We start from the raw sequence: 25,096 nt of genomic DNA, 5'->3' as shown, positions 1-25,096 counted from the left end.
ATGATTCTGTGCAACGAGCAAAAAAATTTATAACTTCTCAGCAATCAATTCTTTAGCTTAAATAACCGATAGCTTCATTGGCAGGCATAGGTTTAGCGATTAAAAAACCTTGGCCAAAGGTACAACTGGTTTGAATTAAGACTTCAAGTTGAGATTGAAATTCAATCCCTTCAGCAACGACTTCTAAATTTAATGATTGAGCAAGGGTTAAAATTGCTTCGACCAGTGGGTGATTTTGGCCATTTTGTAAATGATCGATAAAGCTTTTATCAATTTTAAGAATATGGATAGGCAGTTGATGTAAATAACCGAGTGCTGAATAGCCAGTGCCAAAATCATCCAAGCATAATTTCACTTGATGAGGCGCAAGGCCTTCAATAATCTTGGTCGCAAGTGATAAGTTTTCAATTAAACCAGATTCGGTTATTTCGATGCATAAACTACCAGAACGAAGTTGGTAGGTGCGATATAAGCGGTCGATAAAGCTGACAAATTCTAAATTGGCGAAGTGCCGTGATGAAACATTGACCGTAACTCTAAATAGTGTGTCTGTTTGTTGTTGCCACAGTTGTATCTGTTTTGCAGCTTGTTCTAAAAGATACAAATCAAGCTGAATGATTTGACCGGTATCTTCTGCAATCGGGATAAAGTCATTGGGTGAAACAAACCCTTTATCGGGATGATGCCAGCGCACTAAAGCCTCAAAGGCAATGACGTGTTGGTCGTGAATACGAAAAATAGGTTGGTAATACAGTTCAAATTCGTGTTGTTGAATACCGCGCTGAATATCTGTTTCAAGTAATGCCGCACCTTTGAGCTTAGCGCGCATTGACTCACTAAAATATTGGACTTGACCACGGCCAAGTGATTTGGCTTCATACATTGCGGCATCAGCCCGTTGTAAAATTTTGTATGCCGCATCGGTTTCATGGCAAGCAAAAGCAATGCCGATACTGGTTGAGCCTTGCAATAAATTACCATCAATTTCAATAGGTTCTTTTAACGCTAAATGAATACGCTCAACTAGCAGTTTGACTTCATTTTGACTATGAATATCCTCCATTAAAATGGCAAATTCATCGCCGCCTAACCGAGCCAGCGTATCGCTTTGTCGAATACAACTTGAAATTAACAGACAAATTTGAATTAAAAATTTATCACCTACTTGGTGACCCAAGGTATCGTTAATAATTTTAAAGCGGTCAAAATCTAAATACAGTAAGGCATGCATGGTGGAATACGTTTGGCGAGCTAACCGTGTAATCGCTTGATTTAGCCGGTCAATTAATAAGACTCGGTTAGCTAATCCGGTTAATTCATCGTGCATTACTTTATGCTCAAGTGACTGGCGGGTAAGTTCGCGATTAATCACTAAGCTGATTTGTCGGCTGATATAGGTCAAAATTTCTAAATCATGTTGGGTATAGGTATGAGTTGTATCATAACTTTGTACCACAACGATGCCACTGCATGCTGAGTTAATATCAAAGGGCACACCTAACCAAGAGTGGGGCAGCTCACCAACTAATTTAAAATGGCCTTGTGAAATATGGTCAAGATACTGCTTTTGATTTAGTACTAAAGAGGTATTACTTTTAATTAAAAAAACCGATGCAGTTTCACTGATTTGATTGGTTTTAAATTTTTTATTTGCTTGATTACGCACGCCTGCTTCAACGATATAGGGAATATCGAGCACATTGGCTTTTTTATCATATAAAGCGATAAATAAATTTTCGGCATTGATCAATGATTTAACTATTTTATGTAAATCTTGATAGAACAAGTCAAGGTTAGAAGATTGATAGGTTAAGTTGGCTATTTGTAGCATGCCTTTTTCGAGCTTTTGCGCATCATTGAGTTGATTAACCGTATCTTTTAAATCACTCAATATTTGGCACTGATTAATTTTGGCACTGAGCATTGATGCGACTGTGGTTAAAATTTCAAGGTGCGCAGCGCTAAAGTAATGGCTTTTGGGGTGTTCGCAATCAATCACACCAATAACTTGATGATCATAAATAAGCGGCACACACAGCTCTGATAAGGCGGGCCGAGCATCTGCTAAATAGCGGGGGTCGTTTGATAAGTCATCAATCAGTAATGCTTGCCCTGTTTTGGCAACATAACCGGTAATGCCCACATCAATCGGGATGGCGTGCTGTTTAATAACATATTGGTCATCGAGCAAATTATCGCCCATTGCTGCTACTTGATTGAGCACTTGTTTTTGTTGGTCACATAAATAAATAACACAATCAACAAAACCCAGTTGGCTAACAACTTTAGTGGTTACTGTATGAAAAAGTTCATTTAATTCATTGATTTCAATTAAAGATAACGAGAACTGATTAATAATGCTCAGCTGCTGGCTTTGTTGTTGTAGTAATGAAACTTGAGAAGAAAGCGGCAACCTTACAGGTGGATTTTTTTGCATGTAAACGAATAACCAATAAGCCTAAGCATCGAACTAATAAGGTACTATAAATTGTAACATTTTACGAACATTCTTAACTGATGAGTTTAGCGCAAGAGTGCTGAGTGTTTATTCTAAAAATAAAAATGATGGTGCTTTAAAGCGAAGTGAAATATCAAGTCTTATATATCCGCTTTACAGCAGCCGATTGGATCAATATGATCACTCAAATTTCGCAATGGAAAATAAAGCAATGACAAGTATTACGATTACTCGCCCTGATGATTGGCATATTCATTTACGTGACGGTGAACAACTGGTTGATACTGTTCGTGATGTTAGCCGTTATATGGGCCGCGCGATTATCATGCCTAATTTGGTTCCTCCTGTCACCAATACACAATTGGCATTAAGCTATTACGACCGCATTAAGGCCGCAAAGCCCCAAGGTCAGTTTGAGCCATTAATGGTGCTTTATTTAACCGATAAAACGTCTGCTGCCGATATTAAAGAAGCACATGCTACGGGCAAAGTCGTTGCTGCAAAATTGTATCCTGCAGGCGCAACAACTAACTCAGATTCCGGTGTGACCTCAATCGAAAATATGGCGCCTGTCTTTGCAGCGATGGAAGAAGTTGGCATGTTATTACTTGTTCATGGTGAAGTAACTGATTCAAGTATTGATATTTTTGACCGCGAAAAAATCTTTATCGAAACAAAATTGAAAAAATTAGTGACTGATTTCCCAACTTTAAAAGTGGTACTTGAACACATTACCACCGCAGATGCGGTTGAGTTTGTTAACCAAGCAGGGGATAACATTGCAGCGACTATTACTGCACACCATTTACTCTATAATCGCAATCACATGTTAGCAGGTGGCATTCGTCCACACTTTTATTGTTTGCCTATTTTAAAACGTAACATTCATCAAGATGCGTTAGTGAAAGCGGCTACTAGTGGTTCTAAAAAGTTTTTCTTAGGCACTGATTCTGCACCACACATGAAAGATAAAAAAGAAGCGGCTTGTGGCTGTGCAGGTTCTTATACTGCTCATGCCGCAATTGAACTTTACGCTGAAGCATTTGAATTAGCAGGAGCACTCGATAAGCTTGAAGCGTTTGCGAGCCATAATGGCCCTGACTTTTACAATTTACCGCGCAATACCGATACTATTACCCTTGAAAAAGCGAGCTGGGATGTACCAGATTTTTACCCGCTTGGCGGCGATAAAGTAGTGCCAATTCGCGCTGGTGAGCAAATTGAGTGGCAAGTTAAGTAAATCACTGTAATTGAAAAGAAAAAAAGACGTCGGATGACGTCTTTTTTATTATTGCTGAGCTCGCAGAGCTGCAATACCTATTTTTTCTTCGCTTAACGTACCGCTAACCTCAAGAATTCGAAATCTGCTATTTCGAAGTGATACCGGGCGATATTCAATCACTTGATTGAGCCTATCCATAACACTATGGTGGATAATAGCCGTATGTTGGTTACTTGGATTATCTGCTTCATGGACACAGAGTTGGCGTATTGCCAACGTTTTAGTGGCTAAATGATGACCCCTTTGCTGTTGATGTAATACGCCATCAATCAGTGGCACAATATCAATATCATCTAGGCAAATTGCTAGTCCATGCATATCATGTAACTGAGTGAAATTAACATCGGTTGGCTGATAAAAGACCAATCCAGCTTTGATGGCTTGTTGCAGCATAAAAGCCAAGCTCACATCAGAAAGCCCATCAAACCAAAAACCACCGCCAATATCAGAATGAACCCCTGGAAACCAGACTTCAAGCACTCTAGGGTCTTGATTAAACAAAGTCGGTTTAAATGCTAAGCGTTTTTCATCAAGTGCAACCAGATGAACTGCCTGCATGACATTTGACGCTAAAGTGCCATTTTCAAATACCACATCGCTTGCTGGGCGTGAGTTGCTGCTTAAATCAGGTAACCCAATGGCGGCTACAGTATCAAAGACGCCTAAAAAGGCGACATTCACATCAATAGAAGCAGCAAAACGCCTTGCCAATGCTGCTCCACGGCTAAAGCCAAAAATAAAAACTTCAACTTCTTGGTTTTGGTAACGAGCTAAATCTTGTTTAGCTTGCTGTAAAATTGTATTGATATCTGCAAATTCTGGCGCAAAAACACTATTAAATGCGCGGCTTAACCAAGAACCATAAGTACCGACGCCTGAATAATAATAACTACTTTGAGGTGCCGTATTAACGTTACTTTCATTGACTAATGTACCACCCAATAATAGGTGTAGCTTTAGAATATTCGTGATACTAGTATCGGCAACGAAGTCGTCAAAATCGGTCGGATCATTGCAAGTTCCATCGAAACAAAATATTAATTTTTTCATTTAATTATCCTTCCTTGGCAAAAAGGCAGCCATCCTAAAGTAAGTTTTAAAAAGGTACAAGGCTTGCAGAAACCCTAATTAATTAAAATTGGGTAAACTCATTGCTAAAAAGGCATTAAGAGAGTGCATCTTATTAAAATATATATAATAAATTTGTTGCAAAGGGTGTCATTGCGGTCTGCTTTAACGTAAAATTACTACTTAAGACTTAGCACACAGTTCAGTGCTAATTTCATCTCATTCAAGGAACCAATTCACTATGACTAAGCATCTTTTTTCCCTAGGATTAACCACTACTTTTGTTAGTGGCGTTTTACTTGCTACTAGCTCTTTTGCAGCGCACAGTGAAGAAGCTCAAGCTGATAACTTTAATTTCAACAATTGGTATGTTGGCGGCGAGTTTGGTCGTAAACGCCAAGACGATTTATGTAAAAAATCATTAAGCAGTTGTGATAGCAGTGATAATGCGTGGAGTGTGTTTTTTGGTTATGAATTCTCAAAACATTGGGCTCTTGAAGGTGGTTACACTGATTTAGGCGAGTACTCAACGACAGGTTTAGTGAATGGTTTAACTAATCACGCTGTGACATCAATGACTGGCTTAGAGTTTGCCGGTGTTTTTCGTATGCCATTAACAGAGCAAGCTGGTTTATTTACTAAATTAGGCGCGATGTATTATGACGGTGAAGAGAAAAACTCAATTGCTAAATTTGATGATAAAGGTTGGTCTGCATTATTTGGTTTAGGCTTAAGCTACGATTTCACTCAAAATTTACAAGGTCGTGTTGAGTATAATTTTTTACATGATTTAGGTGATTCTGAGTTTGCAGGTGATCACGGTCATTTAACAACATTAGGTTTAGCGTACCGTTTTGGTTCAAATGCTAAAAAAGCACCAAGAGCTCCAGCACCTGTTACGCCAGTTGCTAAAGTTGTTGAGCCTGTTGTAGTTGCTCCGGTTGAAGTTGCTCCGGTTGAAGTTGCACCTGTTGTTGTGCCTGCAGTGAACGCATTCGCTTTATTTGATTTTGATAAATCTGCAGTAAAAGAAACTCAAGCATTAAAAGATTTAGCTGCTCACTTGGCTGCAAATCCGCAAGCACAAGCCGCTGTAACTGGTTATACCGATAGCCAAGGTAGTAAGGAATATAACGAAAAGTTAGCTCTTCGTCGCGCTAATGCCATTGCAAAATATTTAACTGCAAATGGTGTAAATGCTTCACAATTAACTGTAAAAAGTGTCGGTGAAACTGATTTATTCGCGAGCAATGCAACCATCGCAGAGCGCTTGAATAACCGTCGTGTAACGATTGATGTGGCTGAGTTTACTAAATAACCTCAGACTGAATAAAAATCTATCTTAGGCTGCTAGTTTCAACGTTTATAGCGTTGAAACTTTCTCGCTATAGATAAACAACTTAGATATTTAATTTTAATTCAACATGTTGGTAAATATTGCATCCAGAATTAAGCTTAAGTAATGAATCGTTTATGATTTATGAGCCTCGCTAAATGCGGGGCTTTTTTATAACTATTGCCGATGTCATTGATGATCAGTTAGTTATCAGGCATGGATCAAGAGAAAGTCTAAAATGGTGTGGTAATCTTTGAATTATTAAAGCAGTGGTGATGTCCTGTATTTTTTCTACGATTGTTTTACGATTGTTTTATTTGTTGAGTGTTAGCTGCATGCATTATGGTATGGAAAAAACAATCCAAGCACATGGCTTGGATTGTTTGTTTTAATCACAAGAAAGATAAATTAACCTCAATACTGAATAATACATCTATCTTAGTCAGCTGTTTTCAACGCTAACCGCGTTGGATTAAGGTGCAATAGGCTCGCGATTGACGCGCCAACACTCCTTGTTAGCCTTTAAATCTTTAGTTAGAAATGAATACCTTATATATTTATTTTTAACTTAATGCCTTGCTAAATCTCTTATCCAAAATTGAGGTTAAGTTAATACTCTGGCTGTGGGTGTTGCACTTCAATCCAGTCTTTTTCATCGACCCAGTTTTGGGCGCCGTTTTCGACCGTGCGAATTGGCACAATATAATCACAGCTAATTTGTGGTTTAACCGAAGCAAAAATAGGCACAAAACCAAAGCTAAGTGCGGTTTCAATAATTGCTTTTTGATTTTGAGGGTCGATATCGGCCGCTTCATCAATATAAATGGGGATGCGGTAACGATTTTGCTCTTGATCCGACAATAAGTAGCGAATAAACAGCATGCCACACAGTAACTTAATGGTGATCCGTGTGCCATTTGAGCCAGCAGAGTCAATTTTATCAAAGTGGTCGGTTTCACCGGCACGGTTAACCACTTCAAACCGGATATCAAATAAATCTGATAGGGTTAGGCCTGCTTTATCGCTGGCAAATTGAATGAGGTGATCTTTAGCGGCATTCACTTCTTTTTCATCAACAGGCTCGCTTGAAAGCAAATCAAGGGTATCACCTTGCTCAAATAAATCTGCAGTGGCGATTATAGTATCGATACTGTCGACCAACTGTTTACGCGGCAATACATTGATTTTAAACGCTTGTAAGTTTGAAATTTGATGCTGGCTAATGCCTTTGTTAAAGCTATTCATTTCGCGGCGTAAGCGGTCGAGATCTTCGCGAAGCCCTTTAATAGTCGCAGCAACTTCGGTTAAAGCCACCCGAGCTTGGCGCTCAACGGCTTCACGTTCATTATCAATATTATGAAACGCGGCAATGAGTTTTTGATATTTAACGAGTTCATCAGGTTCGTTATCAAACTTGGTGATCCCTGCATTATAAATATGTAAATAGGTATTACGAACATTGATGTCAAAATTGCGCAGCTCTTGGCAATCTTTATTAAAACGATGGACAAGGTCGGCCAAATTATCAAAATCAATTGCAATATCAATTAGGTAAGGAGTGCATTTGCCACTGTAAAAATCTAAGGTGTGATCAATACGTTCTGATTTAACTTGGCGCAAACGTTCAGCTTGGCGTTGTAATTGCTCTTTTTTGCTTTTCACAATTGAACGGCGGTCGGCAATACCGCTGGCATCTTGCTGCACTTCTTGCAGTAAATCGGCTACTTGTTCTTGCTCTGCCTCAAGTTGCGCTTGTAATAATCCTTGCGCCTCACGTGTTTGCAACATGGTTTGATAGTGATTAAAGCGCTCAAGGGCACTTTCAATACTCATTAGTTCTTGATAGAGGGCTTCTTTTTCGGCTTGTTTACCTGCAACGTTTGCAGCAACCTCACGCTGGCGAGCAAAATCAGCCAGTGCGGTATCGAGTGCTTTGAGTTGCGCCTGAATTTGTACTTTGCTATCACTGGTTTGCATTTGTAATGCGGGCAGTTTTTTCAGTTTAATGCTGGCACCGGGTAAGGTGAGCACTGCGCCTTTTACTGCATCCGATAATTGTACTAAAAATTCGCCAAAAGCGTGCTCGTCGGTGATTGTGACATCCCCTTGATTACCAGTCGCTAAACTAAATAAATCGGGGTTTAAAATACGCGAAATTTCTTCGACTTCTTTGAGTGATAACTCTTCACGCATCCGAGTATAAAGATTGTATTCGAGATTTTTCAGTTGCAGTTTTAAGCTCTTTATCTGTTTTTCGGTCTCTTTAATCCTAAAATCGAGAGTATGTAAACTTTGTCCTTGAGCACTGGTAATAGAATGCGACAGCTGCTCATATTGGTTTTTAAGCTGTTGCAAATTGGTTTTTAACGTCGGTAGGCCAACTAACTCAAATTCTTGATGCAAACCATTAAATTGAATAAACCACTGCTCAATTTGGCTATTGCGGCGCTCAATATCACGCAGTTGTTGCATATAAAGATTCTGTTTTTGCTCAAAATCGTGCTTTTCACTTTCGATATCGGCCAAGTTTTGTTCGAGTTCTTCTAGTTGGGCATGTTGATATTGTTCAAAATCAATTAATGCTTGGTCTATTTTAGGTGTATGAGCCGCAAGTTTACCTTTTAATATGCTTTGATTTTCAAGCATGGCTTCAAGCGCAGCGATGGGCTCTTGCATTGCTTCGAGTGCTTTGAGCTCTTTGCGCGAGCGATTTACTTTATCAAATGCGCGGCGCCAGACTTCATAAAAGTCGACTTTAGAATTTGACATATGGCGCTCAAACACTCGTAGCATAAAGCGTTTTACATCTGGTGCGCCAAGTTTATGCAAGTTTAAGATTTTACGGAAAATCTCTTTGTAAATAGCGGAGTCTTGCACATTATTAAGGGGGATCATTTTTAAGCTGATCTCAGAATCAAATGCGCTGGCTCCCCCAGTTAGTAGTGCATTAAGCTCTTGTGCTTTAAGTTCAAAAGGCGTGAAGTTTAAGCTCTTTAAGTGGTTAAATAACTTAGTATATTTAACGATGGTTTTGCCTTGAGTGTAATCTTCAATATTCAGTTTGCCGTTGTAGCAAAAAAATTGATGGGCAAACCCTGCAATTTTACCAAGACCTGCCACACCAATGACCACAGGGCCATGAGGGAGTTCGGCTTCGAGTAAGATGTACGATTGATCGGAGCTAAAATAAAATTTACGTGTTTCTTCTAAGTCGTGGCCATCCCATTCTGTGAGGCGTAAATCATTAATCAGAGGAAACTGAAGCGCATTAATAACTGAACTTTTACCCGTATTATTTGGCGCGCAAATTGAGCTGCTTTTATCAAGCGGGATCACACATTTGGCATATCCGGCGGTATTAAGTAGGGCAAGTTTTGTCAGGCCGTATAAATGTTGCATTAGTTGTCCTCCTGCAGATCAAGTTCGTTGATTTGCATTAATGCATCCAGATAGCGATAAATTGGGCTTTGAATTATAAAGCCTTGCTCGACTTCTTTTGCCAAACCAAAGCGGCTCATGCGCATAAATACATCTTTGCGTAAGTCTGAGCCTGAAAAAATTTCGAGCTGATCGTACAGGTGTTTATTTTGTTGTACTAAGATTTGCATCAGTTCTAAATCACACACTTGTTCAAACAGGGCACGCAGTGGGTCTTTGCCAAGGTTGGCAAAGTACTCGACCAAGACATAGGTGGTGAGGGCAAAGGCACGGGATATTTTGCCCATATTGGGCGTGCTGTCTTCAATTTCAAGGTAATAAAAACCTCGGCCATCTTTGATTAGATGGTGACCAAGTGATTGAAAAAGTTCAGTATATTGCTCATGGCAATGGTCAAGTTGTTGCCAAAGTTGTACGTCTTGTTCACTAATGTGATAACCACTGACCAGCTTTTTATTAATGTGCTGTAACTCTGTGAGTTCAGCTAAATTTATGTGTGTCATATTAATTCGATTTTAAAGAAGTCGTTTTTAACGATGCGTGATAAGGGTGTAATTTAAATTGGCAATCGGCTAATGCGATAACGCTCGGTTGTGCGCTGTGTGTAACGGTTAAGTCGGGATCATTGGCCATTTTTTGATATAAAAACAGTAACTCATCCGCTTCAAGCTCAGGGTATTGCGTATCAAGCCAGGCCAAAATGCCCGTTTGTTTGTTACCAAGATCTGCTGTAAAACGGGTTTTAACGCTAAAAAAGTCTGGAATATTAGGATTGATAAACGCAGGTACGTGGCTTTGATCTGGTAGTTGGTATTCTTCTTGTTCAAATTCGTCAATGTGTGCCATGTACGCCACCATTTGATGGGCGGTACCTAAAGAGAATTTTTGTTGATCAGATGTTATGTGTGGTTGATGGGCACTGAGTACGGCATCGACGCCATTTTTACGAATTGCACCTAGCACCTTGGCTGCTTGGCGAGTCAGGAGCGTATTGCGACGTAACTCTTCACGCAGTGGCATTAGCATATCGGCACTTTTGCGCAGGCTTTCACGCCCTGTTAGGTGCATGTCTAAAATGCGGGTGCGTAATTGTTCTAACATCCGCTTTTCGCTAAACAGCTTGCCGGTGATTTGAATTTGCTCGAGTAGGGTGCTGATCTGCTGCTCAATCTCGCTAAAACACGCTTTAAATTCACCGCCAATATCAACCATTTCAAGCATAGGTTCGATGTATAAATCAAATGCTTCAATCACGGCTTGATAACGTTTTTCGAGTGAGCGCTGTGAGTGATCGGCTTTGGCCTGTTCAACAATATTTAATATGGCATTTTCGTTGTGATAAAACAGTTTTACGATTTTACGTACCCGTTCATCCATAATGCGGCAATTACGGCGCAATTCTTCAAAATCATTGTCTTGACCAGCTTGCGCTAAACGATGACCAAGGCGGGCTAAATCTCTAATTAGTACATGCACTTCTTCGGCAATGCCAAGGCTTTCTTCTTGCAATAAATACTGGGCAAATTCAGCCACGGCACGATTGAGTTCAAGTTGAGATGACTTTGCCAGCGGGATCAAAATATCGTGATTGAGTAGTCGGTTTGCTTCTTTAAAAATCTTATCGCCCGGCCAGGTGGGGTATTTAGTTTTTAAAATAGTTTGTACATCATGAATGTTAAAATCGGCCATATTAAAGCGTCGGATCAAAGTCTCAATTAAGGGCCAATGTTCAGACAAAATAGTCAATATTTTCTTCGGTGGGATCATACCTATCCACTATGTTGTTTAATAATTATTCTGTTAGGAAGTACTACTAAGATAGTAGGTACACTGCGGTAGTTTTATGTCATTTTAAGTGCTAGACTACGCGCCGCTTGATTGTAACGCAAATATTTTACTTTTCTAACAAAGGTTGTTAACGAAAAATGGTTACTGGTATTATCCTGTCGCTAATCGCACTTGCATTTGTGCTGATCGTTATAGAGGATATTATTCACGTAAACAAGGCCAAAACCACGCTTTTTTTTGGTACTTTATGTTGGATAATCGCTTTTATCTTCCCTATTCACGGTGAAAGCCCTGAAACTATTCAACATCAATTAGATCATAACATTCTTGAAATAGCGACTTTGTGGTTATTTTTGATGGCTGCTATGACCTTTGTTGCCTATTTGAATTCAAAAGGATTTATTCAAAACTTAGTTCATCGCATTATGCCAAGAGAAATTAGCGAACGTCGCTTGATGTTTTTGGTTGGTGGTTTTGCCTTTTTGTTTTCATCAATTTCCGACAATGTGACTGCGACCTTAATTTCGCTTGCGGTGGTAATGTCGCTAAAACTTGATAGTAAAAAGCTGATTAAATACACCACGTTAATTATTTTTGCTGTGAACTCAGGTGGTGTATCGCTGATTACCGGTGATGTAACAACGTTAATGATTTTCTTAGCGGATAAAGTCACCATTGGTCATTTGCTGTTATTGGTAGCGCCGGCGATTTTCAGTGTGCTTGCTCTTGCGGTTATGCTATCGATTGGTATGAATGGCAAAGTATATTTTGAACCTGATACCTCACGTCGAATTGAAAAAACCGATATCACCATTGCGGTTATTTTCCTTTCAACCATTTTTGGTACTTTGGCTTTGAGTGTTTTATATTCGGTTCCGCCATTACTGACGTTTTTATTCGGTTTAAGTTTTATGTTTTTAGTCGCGCAGTTTTTAATGCGTAAAAAAGACGTAAACAAAAAAATCATCGATTACATTCGTGAGATTGAATACGATACCTTGTTATTCTTCGTTGGGGTTTTACTGCTGGTTGGTGCGATGAAAGAAGTAGGGGTACTGACTCAATTTACTCACTTATACGAGATTTTAGCGCCAGAATACGCAAACTACTTTATGGGGCTATTATCAGCCACGGTTGATAACGTACCGTTAACGGCTGCGTTATTAAAAGCAGACATTGCGATGGATGCGCGCCAATGGCTAACCTTTACTTATGCAACCGGTGTGGGTGGCTCAATGCTTATCATAGGTTCAGCTGCTGGTATTATTGCAATGAGTAAAGTAAAAGAACTTACCTTTGTTAGCTATTTACGCTTAAGTATTTATTTACTAGCGGCTTACACCATTGGTTATGTTGGTTCGTATTTTGCTGGATTATTAATTACCGTAAATTAATGATTGACAGCTAGACGTCTAAACGTTAGATTTAAAACCCCGCTAAACAGTGGGGTTTTTTATTGCCAGTTTCTTAAATTGGCAATAAACAGAAGAGGTGCGAAGGCCAGGTAGAACATACGAGGACGCGGTGTCCGATGATGATGTTTCGAGGGGGACCTTCGCCGAGGGGGAATAACCACCGTACAGTTATTTTCTCGGTTTAAGAGGCTGAATCCTCTGAACTGTCACCTATTTTGGTGGAGAGCTTCTGGCAGTGGATTACCGTTTTCATCTCAAAGTACCCTTGCCGTGCAGTTCTCCTTGTGTATTTTTATCAACAAATGACGTTGATAAATAAGGAGACCCAATGAGTTCATCTTTTATTGTTGCCAAGTTTGGTGGCACAAGTTTAGCCGATTTTGACGCCATGTTTCGTTGTGCGCAAATCATTCATGACGATAACAATGTCCGTGTTGTTGCAGTAAGCGCAAGCGCGGGTGTGACCAACCATTTAGTTGCCTTAAGTCATAAAGACATCAGTGACGCAGTGCGCCAAAGTCATATTGATGGTGTGTTAGCTATTCAAAATAATATTCTGGCAAAATTAACCCTTGATGCCGATTTAGCCACTTTATTTAGCCAAACCTTGGCTGACTTTGAACAATGTGCAGCCTTAACGAGCACTAGCGAGCAGCATAACGATGAATTACTGAGCTTTGGCGAGCGTTTATCATCATGTTTGTTCACCCAAGTATTGCGTGATTTAGGAATAAAAGCTGAACGATTTGATGTACGTAGCGTACTTAAAACCGATGCACATTTTGGTAAAGCAACACCAAATGTAGCGCAGACACGCGCTGCAGCTCTTGAACATTTAGTGCCGTTATTAAACGAAACCGTAGTGGTAACTCAAGGCTTTATCGGTTCTGATCAGCATGGTCGTACAACGACGTTAGGCCGTGGAGGTTCTGATTATAGTGCAGCATTATTAGCCGAAGCGATTGATGCCTGTAGTGTACATATTTGGACTGATGTAGTTGGTATTTTTAGTACCGACCCACGTTTATGCCAAAAGGCGAAACCGATACCAAAACTGAGCTTTGATGAAGCTGCTGAAATGGCGACTTTTGGCGCCAAAGTGTTGCATCCTGCGACTATTTTGCCTGCAAGCCGTGCCGGGATCAGCGTTTTTGTTGGTTCAAGCCGCGCCCCAGAGCAAGGTGGTACTTGGATTGAGAAAGAAAAGTCGCAGCATCCTGGAATTCGTGCCGTTACTCAGCGTAAAAATCAAATTCTACTGACCTTAAAAAGCCCTGAAATGTTGCTTGCCAGCGGCTTTTTAGCCCGTGTATTTACCATTTTATCTGAATACAATATTTCGGTTGATTTAGTCACGACATCTGAAATTAGTGTTGCTCTGACCCTCGATAACGCGCCAAATGCTAGCCGCCCAGAGCTAGATCAGGCATGTCTTCAGCGCTTAAGTGAATTTTGCCATGTGACGGTTGAAAACAACTTAACACTCGTGGCACTAGTAGGTTCTGAGATTCAATTACGTCAACATGAAATGAACTTAATGCAAGTTTTGGCTGATTTTAATATCCGCATGATTTGCCACGGTGCCAGCAAACATAACCTTTGCTTTTTAGTCGAGCAAAGTGAATCAGATGCGGTTGTACAGTCCATTCACCGTCGCTTGCTTGAAGTGTGTTAATCACCATAGCCATTAAAAAAGCGAACTAAACAGTTCGCTTTTTGTCACTATTTGCTAGTAATAGCTTGATTCAACAAGTCACTATTACTAACTTAGGTATTTGTTTTTGGTGCGTTGTTAACAGCGTGAAAGCAAAATCGTAAAATTCGGTGCTAAAATTACGTAAATTGTGGCGTTCAATCAGTTCAAATACATTGGGGCGAAGGAGTTGTGCAATGGGCCGTTTTAGGGTTTTTGCCAGTGCTTCTTTGAGTGTCCAAATGCGATAAAAATACGCGGCATGTTGTTTTGGGCTAAGTCGGCCTGCCTGTTCAATCAATGTCACTTCATCAACATGATAAAAATGGTGCGCAAGTTTATCAAACGCGCGTAATTTAGTCGTCTTTTCAAGATCAATACCAAACGAAAATACATGCTGTTGTTGCATGCACAGTGCAACTGCGACCATTTCATGGCTATGCGAGAGGCTGAGTTTTATCGGCAAAAGCTGATTATGGTGGTAGAGCTCAAGCTCTTTTTTTGTATCGTTAAAGCGAGTTTCAAACGCAGTGCAGTGATCGTCGTACTGAGCGCTAAGGAGCTGCTTGATAATATGGCGGCTTTTTAAATATTCACGCTTGGCTTTAGGCTGTTTACGTTTTGCTAAAATTGCAATTTCTGCTTGGCAAAGAAAGTGCTCTGGCACTATCTGCTCTAAATTGAGTTCGCTGGCATTGGCAACAAAAACCGTGAGTTCACCCTCATGCAATGACTGGTTTGCAAGGCCGGTATCAAAAGTTGCGGTATGAATAATTAAATTGTTGGCAAAATAATCAATTGGCATGAAAACTCAGCAATTAAGTTCAATTGGTTATGAATTATACCTAAGTAAGTGATCCAAGGAACTGTTTTAGCTATATGAAGCGCCTCCATTATGGTTTAATAGCGAAAAATTATAAGAGATGGGCGCAATGGCACAGATTCGTGATGGCTTTCAGAGTCGTTTAGGTTTTGTATTAGCAGCGGCAGGTGCCGCTGTTGGTTTAGGTAATATTTGGGGTTTTCCAACACAAGCTGCAAACCACGGTGGTGGGGCATTTTTGCTGGTGTATTTTATCGTAATTTTTTTACTTGCCTTACCTGCTTTATATACCGAATTATATTTGGGCCACAGCGCACAAGCCAATCCTGTGGTGGCGCTTCGTAATGCGTGTAGCGAACAAAGCAAAAAAATGGGTGCTGCAGCGGGATATATTGGCTTAAGTGGCGCAATTGTAATGTTGAGCTTCTATTCAATTGTTGCAGGGTGGATGATTGCATACAGTATTGAACCGGTTGCTCGCTTTTTTGGTGCAACGGCAGTGGCCGATTTTTTAAATAGCGATACCACGCTCCGTAATTTTATTTTCACGCCAATTATTTTGATTTTAACTGCGGGTATTATTTTACAAGGGGTTAAATCGGGTATCGAAACTTGGTCTCGTCGTTTAATGCCGATGTTGCTGCTATTGCTAATTGGTTTGATTGGATATATTGCCACACTTGATGGGGCAATGGCTGGTTTTAAAGCCTATTTAGTGCCTGATTTTTCTAAAATAATGGATCCCGATTTAATTATTGCAGCCATGGGTCAAGCGTTTTTCTCTTTATCGCTCGGTGTTGGTTGCATGATGATTTATGGCTCTTATTTAAAGCCGCAAGAAAATTTACCTAAGCTCGCTTGTTCGGTTGCGTTGCTTGATACGAGTGTGGCTTTTTTAGCTGGCTTGCTGATTATTCCTGCTATTTTTGTTGCGCAACAACAAGGTGTTGAAGTCTTTCAAGATGGTAAGTTGATTGGCGAAGGGCGACTCATTTTTGCAGTCTTACCTGAATTATTTGCCACTATGGGCCAAGTAGGTTTATTGGTTGCGTTATGTTTTTTTGTACTGATGTCGATAGCTTCTGTTACATCCACAATTTCATCAACTGAAATTCCGGTGGCATTTTTAGTTGAAAGTCATGGTTTAGAGCGCACAAAAGCAACTTGGTTGGTGACGCTGGTGGTATTTGTCTGTTCAAGCGTGATCATTGTTAATTTCGATTGGTTGTTTGGCTTAGTGATTATGTTGTTTACCCAATATCAATTACCGTTAATGGGCCTATTTTATTTTATTACGGTGGGCTGGATGTGGCGCCGAGGTAATAAATTATTGCAGGTGACTTCAGGACCGCATTATTGGTTTGCGCAATATGTACGGTTTGTTTGCCCAATTTTAATGACTGCAGTGTTTTTAAACGTGGCATTTTCATAATATATTTGACGTTATTCGATAGAAAAAAGCCGAAAGAGCGATGCTCATTCGGCTTTTTTTGTTGGCTAGGGGTGCTGATATATCGGCAGCGTTAAACCACGGTATTAGTTAAAACGCGTTGTTCAGCAAATTGCTTAATGTTGAAAAAAGTAACAGTGGCAATTTCATCGAGTGCTTCTTGAGTAAAAAAGCCTTGGTGGCCGGTGATCAAGACATTTGAAAAACTTAATAAACGTTGAAATTCATCATCTTGAATAATTTCATTACTCATGTCTTTAAAAAATAATTCGGATTCTTGTTCGTATACGTCTAACCCTAAATATCCTAAGGTTTTATTTTTTAATGCTTTTATAGTCGCTTTAGTATCAACTAAGGCTCCTCTGCTGGTATTAATTAACATGACGCCTGGTTTCATTTGCTGATAGGCATCGTCATTAATCATGTGATGGGTTGCTGGCAACAAAGGGCAGTGCAGAGAAATAATGTCGGATTCTGCGAGCAGGGCTTCGAGTGATACATAGTTGAGTCGATCCGAGCTTGGTTTGGGGTCGTGGGCTAAAATACGACAACCAAAACCCGTGAGTATATTACAAAGCGCTAAGCCAATTTTACCTGTGCCAATCACGCCGACCGTTTTTTTATGCAGGTTGAAGCCTAACAATCCATTAAGGTCAAAGTTGCCTTCTTTTACCCGATTATATGCCTTATGGGTTTTGCGGCTTAAGGTGAGCATTAACGCAATACAATGCTCTGCGACGGCTTCTGGGCTGTAGGCGGGCACACGAGTAATATTAATACCAAGATTTTTTGCTGCAATTAAATCAACATTATTAAAGCCAGCACAGCGTAGCGTAACCAGTTTAATATTCAGTTTCAGTAAACTTTGCAGTACCGACTCAGATAAATCATCGTTAACAAATGCGCAGACAGCATCACAACCTTGCGCAAGTTTGGCGCTTAATTCGGTTAGCCGTTCACTAAAAAACAGTAATTGATGTTCAGCAGAGTTATGAGCGATAAAGAAAGATTGTTCGTATTTTTGGGCACTAAAAAACGCAATTTTCATGTTATAAAATACTCTCTATGACTGAGCTTATCGCATCGGGTTTAGTGCGTGGTGCATAACGTGCAACAACTTGACCGGTGCGGTTAATCAGAAACTTGGTGAAATTCCATTTTATTGCCCGCGCTTGCATTAATCCTCTTGAATTGGTTTTTAGAAAATTAAACAGCGGCAAAGCGTCGGGACCATTTACAGCCACTTTCGCAAAAATTGGGAAGCTGACACCAAATTGTAGCTCACAAAAATGTTTTATCTCATCGTTTTCGGCAGGTTCTTTGTTCTCAAACTGATTACAGGGAAATGCCAATACTGTGAAACCTTGATCTTTATATTTTTGATAAAGTTGCTCTAATGCAAAATATTGAGGAGTTAATTCACATTTACTGGCTGTGTTAACAATTAATAGTGGTTTTCCCTTAAATTGAGCCAAATCACAGTGTTCGCCGTTTGTTAATGGGGCAGTAAAGTCAAAAATTGACGCCATCATGGGTCCTTTAAAGTACTAGGAGAAGCGATTTGTTCTCCTTATAATCAGATTAATTTTCACAGTCTAGCAAGCAAATAGGACAAAATTATGTCAATCAAAGTGGCCTTTATTGGTTTAGGTGTGATGGGGTTTCCCATGGCTGGGCATTTAAAAAAAGCAGGGTACGACGTTACGGTTTTTAATCGTACATCAGCAAAAGCAGAGCAATGGGCCCATCAGTATCAAGGTTTGTTTGCGTTAACCCCTGCACAAGCAGCTAAAGAAGCCGATATAGTGTTTGTATGTGTTGGTAATGATGATGATTTACGCGCAGTGACTATCGAGCATGACGGTGTTTTAGCAGGTATGAAACAAGGTGCTATATTGGTTGACCACACGACAACTTCGGCCGATGTTGCAAAAGAAGTCGCCACAGCGGCTAAAAAGCAAGAGATTGAATTTTTAGATGCGCCAGTTTCGGGTGGTCAGGCGGGCGCCGAAAATGGTGTGCTTACGATTATGGTTGGTGGCGATGAAGCTGTGTTTAATAAAGTACAGCCAATTATGGCCAGTTACGCACGTTTCAGTCAGCTGCTTGGGCCTGTTGGGTCGGGTCAATTGTGTAAAATGGTTAACCAAATTTGCATTGCAGGTGTGGTACAAGGTTTGGCTGAGGGCCTACACTTTGCCCGCTCAGCAGGGCTTGATGGTGAAAAAGTGATTGAAACTATTTCCAAGGGTGCTGCAGGGTCATGGCAAATGGAAAATCGCTACAAAACAATGTGGGCAGGTGATTATAACTTTGGTTTTGCAGTTGATTGGATGCGTAAAGATTTAGGAATTGCACTTGATGAGGCACGTAAAAATGGATCTACGCTGGCGCTTACGACATTAGTGGATCAATTTTATGCTGAAGTACAAGCTATGGGTGGTAATCGTTTTGATACATCGAGCTTATTCGCACGTTTAGAAAAAGATAGAACTAAATAAGTTTTCGTGGGTAAATGTGACGTTGTTATAAAAGGTGCGATCAAACGCACCTTTTTAGCAGAAAATTAACGGGGTTAATTAGGCAAGTCCACGGGGTAAACGGCAGTCTTGAAATGTTTCTGCTAATTTGACTATCCAAAGCTCTTCGGCTGTGAAACCAGTATCATTGGTTTTGATTATGCTGAAGGGAGTTTTGGTAGGCTCGTTTTCTTCTATCGAAGAGTGTACTGGTGCTGTTTTCACCGCAGATGCATTTAAGTCATCAATTTGTGCATTAAGATCGGCTAAGCGAACATTTTTATTGCCATCAACACTGTACCAACCACCTTTTGCGGTGATCTCAGGTAACGTACCATGGGCTGCGACATAAGCCGCTTCAAACGCTGCTAAAACAGCTGTTTTATCAAGAGTGGTCATCGTATATCCTATTTTTATCGATACGAAGATTAGTTTGAAGCGAATAGTTATACCGATTTTTGCACTAACTTTCAAATTTTTGCCGTTTTTTCTTTATTTTCGCCGCTTTTAAACTGACAATTGCGGTAAGTTTTTTATTAATCAACAGAGTCAATTATGCAACGCAAAGACTTGCTACAGATCTTAGATAGCTTATTAAAGCCTCATTTAGTGCGAGACTTTTGCCCGAATGGATTACAAATTGAAGGTAAAAATGAGATTAAAAAAATTGTCACTGGGGTAACAGCAAGCCAAGCGCTAATTGATGCAGCGATTGCTGCTAACGCTGATGCGATTATTGTTCATCATGGCTATTTTTGGAAAAATGAAGCTTATCCTATTGTAGGGATGAAAAAGCGCAGAATCGCGGCATTGTTGGCTCATGATATTAACTTATTTGCTTACCATTTGCCGCTTGATGTTCACCCCGAATTGGGTAATAACGCTCAGCTGGCTAAATTACTCGATTTGGAGTTTGAGCAAGGTTTAGAGCCGGGATCTGCGCCAAGTGTGGCGGTTCGTGGTCGTTTACGTACCCCAATGTTAGGCCAAGATTTTGCCGATAAAATTAGTACGGCACTCAATCGTCCTGTGCTTAGCAATTTAGTCAGGCAAACTCCGATTGAAACCATTGCTTGGTGTACGGGAGGTGGTCAAGGCTATATTGATTTAGCCGCAGAACAAGAAGTTGATGCGTATTTAACGGGTGAGGCTTCAGAGCAAACTATTCATAGTTCGCAAGAGCAAAATATTGATTTTTTTGCAGCCGGTCATCATGCTACTGAGCGCTATGGCATTAAAGCCCTTGGTGAATATTTAGCTGAAAATCATTTGTTTGATGTTGAGTTTATTGATATTGATAACCCGGTTTAAGTATTTGGTTTGAGTAATAAAAATGGGCCGTTAGCCCATTTTTTATTGGCTTATTTCGAGCCAAAGATTGCCAATCCATTCATGTTGATGCTCGGTGAGCGCCATTAATGCTTCCGGTGTTGGTACAAACTGACGCCAAAGCGGATTCATCGGCATTTCTTGCCAATCGGTAGGGGCCGCAATAACATCAACACCTTGTTGATTAAACAATTCAACCGCTCTTTGCATATGGGCTATCGAAGTAACGAGAGCAACTTGGTTATCAACTAACTTAGGTGCCAGTAGTAAGGCTTCTTCTGCAGTATCGCGGGCTTTGGGATTGAGTAAAATTCGTTGCGGATCAAAGCCAATAGCGATGGCGGCTTGGCGCATAATTTCGCTATTACTGACACCCTTAAAACCACCTCCAGAGACAACCAGTTTGGCGCTAGGATAAAGTTTTGCTAATCTTAAGCCTTCGTAAAGCCTAGCTAGAGAGCAATGGCCTAGTTGTGAATTGGCTGGACGGCTTTTGTTGGGCATAATTTTACAACCAAGTACCACAACATAATGAATAACAGGGTGTTTATTTGAGTTAAATGCGCTGTAACTTGCTTCTTTTTTTTCAATAATCAGATTGCTGATAAAAGGAGTACTGAGCAAAATCAGCAAGACAAGCGGCAAGAACATCAGTAATAAGCCGCTACGCCGTTTTTGTCTGATTAATTGTATTAGGCCAAGTAAGACCAGCATCAGCATCAGTGGTAATGGCATTACCAAGCTACCAATCAGTTTTTTTAGTTCAAAAAAATCCATCTAAACAGTCTTTTAATGCGGTATTTAAGAGGTGCTATCTTACGGTTTTACGAGGATGAAACCCACAAAAAAATCGTTTTTATTCGATATCTTGATAACGTTTTGACAGTGGGCTTTGACAAACAAAGCCCTCATGAACGTCATACTAGCGACGGTTTTGTTTGCAGGTATTTAAAAAGTGTCGGTAAACAGGATTATCTTTCATGTTCTTTTTCATTGCTAAATACATTGGACGATTAAGCCCAAGTGCACCAAGCGGAATAGATTTAATTAATCCTTGGCTTTCATAAGGTGTTACCAACCAATCGGGTAGGGCAGCTACACCCATGCCCGCACTGACTAATTGAAAAATCAACAACCCCTGATCGACTGTTTTTAAATTACCGTCATACCGGGCATTTTGAATAAAGTGTTTAAAAATATCCTGACGCTCTTTTGGGATTGGATACGAAATAATAGTTTCATCTTTTAAATCAAGTGCGGTGACATAGGCTTTTTTAGCCAGTTCATGATCAGGTGACACAATGAGTTTGAGTTTGAAATCGAATAGGTGCGCATATTCGAGTTTATCTGGCTCACGAATATCAGAGGTGAGCACTAAATCTAACTCATCATTAAGTAAATCAGGGATAGCGTCGTAGCTAAAGCCACGTTCGTAATCAATTTTAATGTCGGGCCAAAAGTTATTAAATTCTTTTATTGTTGGCAGTAACCAGTGAAAGCAAGCATGGCACTCAACACTTAAACGCAACTGTGAGATCGGTTGGTTGAGGCTTTCTTTTAAACGGCATTTGGTGGCTTCTACTTTGGGTAAAATATCGTAAGCAAGTTCTAATAAAAGCATACCTTGTGGGGTAAAACGCACTGGGTGGGTTTTACGTTCAAACAGTTGGCAGTCAAGTTTGTTTTCTAGATCTTTGATTTGATGTGATAAAGCAGATTGAGTCAAAAAGAGCTCGCGAGCTGTATTCACTAATGAGCCGGTCTCTTTTAGGGTGGCAATGGTCTTAAGGTGCTTTATGTCTATCATCTTTAATAATTCTCATGTTTGATGTGAGAGAACCTAATGGAAAGTCATCATATCCTTTACTTTTAGATGTTTCAACTTCCAGATGGCTATATTTTTAGGTTGCTAATCCTGTTTAGGTTAATAATGAATCAACAAGACAGCGTTGTCATGGTTTTATTTCAATTTAAGCGGATGACTTTTTTAAATTTTTATTAATTAGATGAATTAACTTCACTTATTTAATTGTTAGTCATAAATGACACATTAAATAAAGAGAGAGCTGGGCAGTCTCTATAAGGGTTCAAAGCAATGTTAATTAAATTCATATTCAATGCGAAAACGTTTCGTTTTTAAGTACAAAATGTTCAGTATAATATTTTAGCCATCTAAACATCCAAATAGAAAGGTGAGATATTATGGCAACAATACATAACTTAGGTTTTCCAAGAGTCGGAAAACGCCGTGAATTAAAACATGCTGTGGAAGCATATTGGGCAGGTGATTTATCACGCACTGAACTGTTTGTTAAAGGCCAGGCTATTCGAGCGCAAAACTGGGCGTTGCAAGCAAATGCTGGGATTGCGCTATTACCTGTGGGTGATTTTGCTTGGTATGATCATGTACTCGCAACCTCATTAATGGTCGGGGCTATCCCAAAGCGCCATCAAGATGACAACGAAACAGTCGATATTGATACCCTTTTTAGAATGGGACGTGGGCGTGCCCCAACGGGATGTGCATGTGCTGCCAGTGATATGACAAAATGGTTTAATACTAATTATCACTACATTGTACCAGAGCTGCATGCAGGACAAGAGTTTGCGTTAACCTATACCGAGTTATTTGAACAAGTTGCTGAGGCACAAGCTATAGGGCATCAAGTAAAACCTGTTTTAGTTGGTCCAGTGACCTATTTGTATTTAGCTAAGGGAGTTGGGGAGGAGTTTGATAAATTATCGCTGCTTGAAAAGTTGCTTCCTGTTTATCAGCAAGTACTGACAAAATTGGCTAGCATGGGGGTTGATTGGGTGCAGATTGATGAGCCGATTTTGGCCCTTGAGCTCAATGAAGCATATCTAACAGCATTAAGTAAGAGCTTTAATGTTTTGCAAGGTCAAGGAGTGAAATTATTACTGGCGACTTATTTTGGTTCAGTCACGCAATATCTACCCCAAATAACCCAACTTGCCGTAGACGGGGTGCATCTTGATTTAGTAGCAGAACCACAATCGCTAGATACAATTAGTCAAGCTATTGGCGTTGATAAAGTGCTTTCATTAGGTGTGGTGAATGGTCGTAATATTTGGCGTGCCGATTTAAGCGCGGTATACGAAAAAATTAATGCATTAGTTACCAAGAGAGCTGAGCAAATTTGGTTAGCGCCATCGTGTTCTTTGCTTCATTGCCCAGTTGATTTAGCGCAAGAGCAAAAACTTGATCCTGAATTAAAATCATGGCTGGCGTTTGCTAAGCAAAAAGGCAGTGAGTTAGCGTTATTAAATACGGCCCTACAAACTGGAGATACTCAAGCTATTAACCAATATTCTGCGCCAGTTAAAGCTCGTTTAACGTCTGCGCGCGTGAACAATAAAGAGGTGCAGCAGCGTGTTGCGGCATTAACAACAGCTGACGGACAGCGCCATAGTAGTTTTAATGTACGCATCGCTGCCCAGCATGTCGCGTTGCAATTGCCTTTATTACCAACAACTACAATAGGCTCATTTCCACAAACTCAAGTTATTCGTCAGGCTCGTCGAGATTATAAAGCGGGGTATTTAGCGTTTGCTGATTACGAAGCGCAAATGAAAGCCGAAATCCGTTATGCAATAGAAGAGCAAGAAGCGGTAGATTTAGATGTGCTTGTGCATGGTGAAGCTGAGCGTAATGACATGGTTGAATATTTTGGTGAGTTACTTGAAGGTTTTGCGTTTACGCAATACGGCTGGGTGCAATCGTATGGCACTCGATGTGTAAAACCGCCTGTTATTTATGGAGACATTAGTCGCAGTAAACCAATGACGGTGCAATGGACAACCTATGCCCAATCGCAAACTAATAAACACATCAAAGGCATGTTAACCGGTCCTGTCACTATTTTGTTTTGGTCATTTAGTCGCGATGACTTAGATAAACCAACGATTGCCAACCAAATTGCACTTGCGCTTCGTGATGAGGTCGTTGATTTAGAACGTGCTGGCATTCAAATTATTCAAATTGATGAGCCTGCCTTTAGAGAAGGTATGCCGCTTAAAGCATCACAATGGCAAGAGTATTTAGCATGGGCGGCTTATGCATTTAGGGTGTCAGCCAGTGGTGTAAAAGATGAAACCCAAATTCATACCCATATGTGCTATTCAGAGTTTAATGACATTATTGATTCGATTGCAGATATGGACGCGGATGTGATCACCATTGAAACGTCTCGTTCCAACATGGATTTGTTAAACGCATTTGAAGAGTTTGCCTATCCAAATGATATTGGCCCAGGAGTGTACGATATTCACACTCCAAATGTGCCCCAAGTACAATGGATGAAAGGTTTAATTCATACTGCTGCCAAAAAAATACCAGTACAGCGTTTATGGGTAAATCCTGACTGTGGTTTAAAAACGCGTGCTTGGCCTGAAACCCGTGAAGCGCTAAAAAATATGGTGCAAGCCGCCAAAGAATTACGCCAAGAGTTGCGTTAAGTGTGCCTGATCGAAGCGCAA

19 protein-coding genes and 1 riboswitch are annotated in these 25,096 nt (G+C 40.2%); of the genes, 8 read left to right on the top strand and 11 right to left on the bottom strand.

Going from position 1 to position 25,096, the window contains the following annotated elements; all coding sequences use genetic code 11:
- Positions 1-52: 52 nt before the first annotated feature.
- Positions 53-2,437, bottom strand: coding sequence for an EAL domain-containing protein (locus PTUN_RS11510; RefSeq protein WP_009840471.1), 2,385 nt, complete (start codon positions 2,435-2,437; stop codon positions 53-55).
- A gap of 232 nt (positions 2,438-2,669) precedes the next feature.
- Between PTUN_RS11510 and pyrC the strand changes: the two genes are divergently transcribed.
- The gene (pyrC, locus tag PTUN_RS11505) at positions 2,670-3,698 is read left to right on the top strand and encodes a dihydroorotase (RefSeq protein ID WP_040644325.1); all 1,029 of its coding nucleotides are present in this window, start codon (positions 2,670-2,672) and stop codon (positions 3,696-3,698) included.
- A gap of 48 nt (positions 3,699-3,746) precedes the next feature.
- Here pyrC and PTUN_RS11500 read toward each other — a convergent pair whose 3' ends face one another.
- Positions 3,747-4,790, bottom strand: a complete 1,044-nt coding sequence (locus tag PTUN_RS11500) for a phospholipase effector Tle1 domain-containing protein (RefSeq protein WP_009840469.1) — start codon at positions 4,788-4,790, stop codon at positions 3,747-3,749.
- A 259-nt stretch (positions 4,791-5,049) separates the two neighbouring features.
- Here PTUN_RS11500 and PTUN_RS11495 point away from each other — a divergent pair, with 259 nt between their 5' ends.
- Positions 5,050-6,126 (top strand): OmpA family protein, encoded by a 1,077-nt coding sequence (locus PTUN_RS11495; protein WP_009840468.1) that lies wholly within the window; start codon positions 5,050-5,052, stop codon positions 6,124-6,126.
- Positions 6,127-6,753: 627 nt separating this feature from the next.
- Here PTUN_RS11495 and PTUN_RS11490 read toward each other — a convergent pair.
- The 3 genes from PTUN_RS11490 to PTUN_RS11480 are packed head-to-tail and all read right to left on the bottom strand — an operon-like array spanning position 6,754 to position 11,349.
- Positions 6,754-9,543 (bottom strand): coiled-coil domain-containing protein, encoded by a 2,790-nt coding sequence (locus tag PTUN_RS11490; protein WP_009840467.1) that lies wholly within the window; start codon positions 9,541-9,543, stop codon positions 6,754-6,756.
- Positions 9,543-10,085 carry a condensin complex protein MksE gene (locus PTUN_RS11485; RefSeq protein WP_009840466.1) on the bottom strand — a complete coding sequence of 181 codons (543 nt, stop codon included), beginning with the start codon at positions 10,083-10,085 and terminating at the stop codon, positions 9,543-9,545. Before PTUN_RS11485 ends, PTUN_RS11490 begins: the two co-directional genes overlap by 1 nt.
- A gap of 1 nt (position 10,086) precedes the next feature.
- Positions 10,087-11,349 (bottom strand): hypothetical protein, encoded by a 1,263-nt coding sequence (locus PTUN_RS11480; RefSeq protein ID WP_040644187.1) that lies wholly within the window; start codon positions 11,347-11,349, stop codon positions 10,087-10,089.
- A 158-nt stretch (positions 11,350-11,507) separates the two neighbouring features.
- On the opposite strand from PTUN_RS11480, the gene nhaD reads away from it, so the two are divergent.
- Together nhaD and lysC are read left to right on the top strand one after the other, a co-directional pair.
- Complete coding sequence (gene nhaD / locus PTUN_RS11475; protein ID WP_009840464.1) at positions 11,508-12,764, top strand: sodium:proton antiporter NhaD; 1,257 nt, start codon at positions 11,508-11,510, stop codon at positions 12,762-12,764.
- Between the two features lie 84 nt (positions 12,765-12,848).
- Positions 12,849-13,022, top strand: a riboswitch (Lysine riboswitch).
- 91 nt (positions 13,023-13,113) lie between these two features.
- Positions 13,114-14,460, top strand: coding sequence for a lysine-sensitive aspartokinase 3 (gene lysC, locus PTUN_RS11470; RefSeq protein ID WP_009840463.1), 1,347 nt, complete (start codon positions 13,114-13,116; stop codon positions 14,458-14,460).
- A 70-nt stretch (positions 14,461-14,530) separates the two neighbouring features.
- Here the strand turns inward: lysC and PTUN_RS11465 are convergent, their stop codons facing one another.
- Complete coding sequence (locus PTUN_RS11465) at positions 14,531-15,283, bottom strand: 4'-phosphopantetheinyl transferase family protein (RefSeq protein ID WP_009840462.1); 753 nt, start codon at positions 15,281-15,283, stop codon at positions 14,531-14,533.
- 127 nt (positions 15,284-15,410) lie between these two features.
- Between PTUN_RS11465 and PTUN_RS11460 the strand changes: the two genes are divergently transcribed.
- Positions 15,411-16,733: a sodium-dependent transporter gene (locus PTUN_RS11460; RefSeq protein ID WP_040644322.1), complete on the top strand. Its 1,323-nt coding sequence runs from the start codon at positions 15,411-15,413 to the stop codon at positions 16,731-16,733.
- A 91-nt stretch (positions 16,734-16,824) separates the two neighbouring features.
- Here the strand turns inward: PTUN_RS11460 and PTUN_RS11455 are convergent, their stop codons facing one another.
- Both PTUN_RS11455 and PTUN_RS11450 read right to left on the bottom strand, forming a co-directional pair.
- Positions 16,825-17,799, bottom strand: a complete 975-nt coding sequence (locus PTUN_RS11455; protein WP_009840460.1) for a 2-hydroxyacid dehydrogenase — start codon at positions 17,797-17,799, stop codon at positions 16,825-16,827.
- A 1-nt stretch (position 17,800) separates the two neighbouring features.
- Entirely contained in the window at positions 17,801-18,280 is a 480-nt protein-coding gene (locus tag PTUN_RS11450; RefSeq protein WP_009840459.1) for a glutathione peroxidase, read from the bottom strand.
- Positions 18,281-18,370: 90 nt separating this feature from the next.
- Here PTUN_RS11450 and PTUN_RS11445 point away from each other — a divergent pair, with 90 nt between their 5' ends.
- Entirely contained in the window at positions 18,371-19,252 is an 882-nt protein-coding gene (locus tag PTUN_RS11445; protein WP_009840458.1) for an NAD(P)-dependent oxidoreductase, read from the top strand.
- A gap of 78 nt (positions 19,253-19,330) precedes the next feature.
- Here the strand turns inward: PTUN_RS11445 and PTUN_RS11440 are convergent, their stop codons facing one another.
- A complete protein-coding gene (locus PTUN_RS11440; protein WP_009840457.1) occupies positions 19,331-19,669 on the bottom strand; it encodes a hypothetical protein in 339 nt (112 codons plus the stop codon).
- A gap of 156 nt (positions 19,670-19,825) precedes the next feature.
- Here PTUN_RS11440 and PTUN_RS11435 point away from each other — a divergent pair, with 156 nt between their 5' ends.
- The gene (locus tag PTUN_RS11435) at positions 19,826-20,581 is read left to right on the top strand and encodes a Nif3-like dinuclear metal center hexameric protein (protein ID WP_009840456.1); all 756 of its coding nucleotides are present in this window, start codon (positions 19,826-19,828) and stop codon (positions 20,579-20,581) included.
- Positions 20,582-20,623: 42 nt separating this feature from the next.
- On the opposite strand, the gene PTUN_RS11430 is transcribed toward PTUN_RS11435, so the two are convergent.
- Both PTUN_RS11430 and PTUN_RS11425 read right to left on the bottom strand, forming a co-directional pair.
- Positions 20,624-21,376 carry a YdcF family protein gene (locus PTUN_RS11430; protein WP_009840455.1) on the bottom strand — a complete coding sequence of 251 codons (753 nt, stop codon included), beginning with the start codon at positions 21,374-21,376 and terminating at the stop codon, positions 20,624-20,626.
- Positions 21,377-21,521: 145 nt separating this feature from the next.
- A complete protein-coding gene (locus tag PTUN_RS11425) occupies positions 21,522-22,406 on the bottom strand; it encodes a LysR family transcriptional regulator (protein WP_009840454.1) in 885 nt (294 codons plus the stop codon).
- 395 nt (positions 22,407-22,801) lie between these two features.
- Here PTUN_RS11425 and metE point away from each other — a divergent pair, with 395 nt between their 5' ends.
- The gene (gene metE / locus PTUN_RS11420; protein ID WP_009840453.1) at positions 22,802-25,075 is read left to right on the top strand and encodes a 5-methyltetrahydropteroyltriglutamate--homocysteine S-methyltransferase; all 2,274 of its coding nucleotides are present in this window, start codon (positions 22,802-22,804) and stop codon (positions 25,073-25,075) included.
- Positions 25,076-25,096: the final 21 nt, after the last annotated feature.

The sequence above is a fragment of the Pseudoalteromonas tunicata genome, assembly GCF_002310815.1.
GTDB lineage: Bacteria > Pseudomonadota > Gammaproteobacteria > Enterobacterales > Alteromonadaceae > Pseudoalteromonas > Pseudoalteromonas tunicata.
Note: the sequence above shows the minus strand (reverse complement) of the source record. Positions and strands in the feature narration are given on the sequence as shown.